Below are 3421 nucleotides of genomic sequence, written 5' to 3' on the forward strand. Positions count from 1 at the left end.
GCGACCTTGGTGCTCTCAAAATAACTATTCAGAAGTTCTACCGTATCAACGGAGGGTCTACACAACTAAAAGGAGTAGAAAGCGATATCGTAGTACCTGACAAATACAAATATATAGATATAGGCGAGCGAGATATGCCTAACGCTATGTCTTGGGATAAGATTGAGCCTGCTAAATATACTCCTTGGAGTAATAATGCTAATTTTGATAAGGCAATTGCTAACAGTCAGAAACGTATTAGTGAAAATCAATATTTAAAATTGATTGACGAAAATGCCCAATGGATTAAGCAACAGCAAAAGGACAATATATTCCCTCTCAACTATGAAGCTTATAAAAGTTTGATAGATAAGAATGAAGAACAAGCTAAGAAGTTTAAAGCTATAGCCGATTATAAATCAGAGCTTAAGTTTGCCTCTACTGCCTCTGATGAAGCTAAAGTGAAAGGTAATGAAGACCTTAAACTACGCCGCGATCGTTGGCATGAAAACTTACAAAAAGACGTTTATATAGACGAAGCTGTGAAAGTACTTGAAGACTTAAACAAATAGTCAGCATAAATCAGAAAGAGAAAAACTTTGCTAAGGAAAAAATATCTTTAGCAAAGTTTTTTCTTTTGGTATGTGCTAAAAAAGTTGTACCTTTGCCACATCAATCTTTATAATTATTGATATTTCACTTGAAAAGAATACTCTTCATATTATCTATATTTTGCTGTTTAAGCTCTCTATTTGCTCAAAGTGACAGCCTCTCTCAACAGGATATAAAACGAGAATTAGAAGCTATTAAACTTATTCGATTAAAAGATTCTATAAAGATAGCCATCTTAATGAATGAAATTAAGGAGTTGGTACATACTACTACCCAATCACCTACCCCTACAAATACATCTGATTCTTTGGCTACTATCGAAAAGAAGCAAGAAATAGAAAGCCTACGCGAGAAGATACGAGGAAAGCCTATTGTTTTTCAGAAAGATACATTATTTTATCTATATACTTCACACGGCTCTTATGATATTGATACGCGAGTGAAATATATAGAAGATAAAATACAAACCTTGTATGACGATCCTTTTTTCACCCCCGACTCAATTCAATTGAAGCCTTTAGGGGAGTACTTAAATATAATGTATAAGAAAAATAGTATTGTAGGCATTACAATGGTAGATGCTATGTGGGAGAATACTACTCAAGAAGATTTAGCCTCACGATATGCTAATGCTATTAAAAGTAGTATTGTAAAATACAAAGAGCAAAACAGCCTCAAAAGTGTAATGATTCGTTTAGGAGAATTATTGCTTGTATTGCTCATTGCTTTTGTATTAGTATGGGGTATCAACCGACTATTTGAGTTCTTAAGAAAAGTAGCTATCAACTCCGAACACCGCTTCTTAACAGGTATCCGTATCAAGAATTACGAGCTTATTAAGAAAAGAAAGATGGTAAAGGCACTACTTAAACTCCTTGCTGTACTGCGAGTGGTTATTTTGCTTTTTTTATTCATCACTATTATACCTCTGATTTTTGACATTTTCCCTTCTACCCAATATTTATCAAAAATTATTATCAAGTGGATTAGTGATCCTATAAGAGATATAGGAGTAGCTATTATCAATTATTTGCCGCACTTATTTAATATTATAATCATCATTATTATCACCCGTTACTTACTCAAAGGGCTTCGTTTTTTTGCCTTAGAAATTGAGCGTGGTATCCTAAAAATAAAAGGCTTTCACCCCGAATGGGCTCGTACCACTTATAGCCTTATACGCATAATGTTATGGGTTTTAGCTTTAGTAATTATATTTCCACACTTACCAGACTCTGACAGCGATGCTTTTAAAGGAATATCAGTATTCTTTGGGGTGCTTATTTCGTTAGGTTCTTCCTCTTCTATTTCTAATGCCATAGCAGGAGTTGTCATTAGCTATATGCGTCCTTTTCAGGTAGGCGATTGGATAAAATCAGGAGAGATTATAGGAGTAGTAATCGAAAAAAACGCTTTAGTAACACGCCTTAAAACTATCAATAATGAAGATGTAACCATACCTAATTCGGCTATACTTAGTGGGGCTACTATGAACTTTTCTTCTATAGGCAAACAATATGGTTTAGCTTTAAATGTTAGAGTAAAAGTGCGCTATGATTATTCTGATAATTTAGTAGAAGAACTACTCATTGAGTCAGCTCTGATGACTAATGGTATCTCTCCTACCCCTCACCCATACGTATTTCAGCTATCACTTGATGAACTTAATGCTTTTTACGAACTTAACGCTTACACTTTTATCCCAGAGAATATGTATTTCATCAAATCTGATTTAGTAAAAAACATTCAAAATACTTTCAAACAAGCAAATATAGAGATATTTTCTACTCAGTATATTGATATTCGAGAATTTAAAAAAGAAGAAAAAGCAAATAGTAAAGAGAATAAAAGATAGAATAAAATGAAACAGCGATTAATTTTTATTGATGTAATAAGAGCATATGCTATCTGTATGATGCTCCAAGGGCATTTTATTACAGCTCTTTTAGGTGAACCTTATTGGGATGAATCGAATATTTACTTCCATACTTGGCATTATTTTACAGGTATCACAGCTCCAGTATTTCTCACTATATCAGGCTTTATCTTTACCTACCTACTTATACGAGAAGGCGAGCGCAGTGGTGTAGGACTAAAAAACCCTCGTGTAAAAAAAGGAGCTAAACGAGGACTAATGCTTATAGGAGTAGCCTGTCTATTGCGCAAAGATATTTACTTTGTAGATATACTCCATTGTATTGGGCTAGCGCTCATTATTATGGTAGGTATATATCTATTAGCGCGAAAACACGTCAGACATCTGCTACCTATAATGCTTATTACTACTACTCTTATCTTATTCACTTTCAATGAAACCTATAACAAATATGAGTATTCTTGGCTTCCTCAGATTGTAGCTAACTATTTCACGCCTAAATACGGTACTTTCTTTACTATATTTCCGTGGTTAGGTTTCGTGACCTTAGGAGGTTTTATGGGGTCTTTATTTTATTATTACCGCAATGCTAAACATCTATACCCCATATTTATAAGTTTACTTATTGTTTTTGGGGCAATCTTCCATTTTCAATATCATACCTTTCATTTTCTTTATTCAGTTACTGGCTGGCAGCATTTTGAGAATCTAGCGCGCAATGGATTCCTCTTTCTACGTATGGGCGATACTCTCTGGACATTTGCTGTTTTTGTCATTCTACGTAATGTACTCACTGCCCAGTTTCTTCAACGTATAGGACAAAATACGCTTTCTATTTATATCATTCATAGTATAGCTCTATACCATTTTATTCCAAGACTTAGCTTAGATTATTACTTCCATAAAAGCCTCAACCCTACTGAAGCTATAATCGGAGCCATTCTCTTGTAATAG

3 protein-coding genes are annotated in these 3421 nt (G+C 34.1%); all 3 read left to right on the top strand.

Going from position 1 to position 3421, the window contains the following annotated elements; genetic code table 11:
• Positions 1 to 551: carboxy terminal-processing peptidase (locus tag HMPREF9074_RS04685; RefSeq protein ID WP_034539825.1), on the top strand; the 551-nt coding region annotated here is incomplete at its 5' end.
• 278 nt (positions 552 to 829) lie between these two features.
• Complete coding sequence (locus HMPREF9074_RS12670; RefSeq protein WP_231121906.1) at positions 830 to 2446, top strand: mechanosensitive ion channel family protein; 1617 nt, start codon at positions 830 to 832, stop codon at positions 2444 to 2446.
• A 6-nt stretch (positions 2447 to 2452) separates the two neighbouring features.
• Positions 2453 to 3418 (top strand): heparan-alpha-glucosaminide N-acetyltransferase domain-containing protein, encoded by a 966-nt coding sequence (locus HMPREF9074_RS04695; RefSeq protein WP_084063418.1) that lies wholly within the window; start codon positions 2453 to 2455, stop codon positions 3416 to 3418.
• The last annotated feature ends 3 nt before the right edge of the window (positions 3419 to 3421 follow it).

It is taken from the genome of Capnocytophaga sp. oral taxon 329 str. F0087 (assembly GCF_000213295.2).
Taxonomy (GTDB): domain Bacteria; phylum Bacteroidota; class Bacteroidia; order Flavobacteriales; family Flavobacteriaceae; genus Capnocytophaga; species Capnocytophaga leadbetteri_A.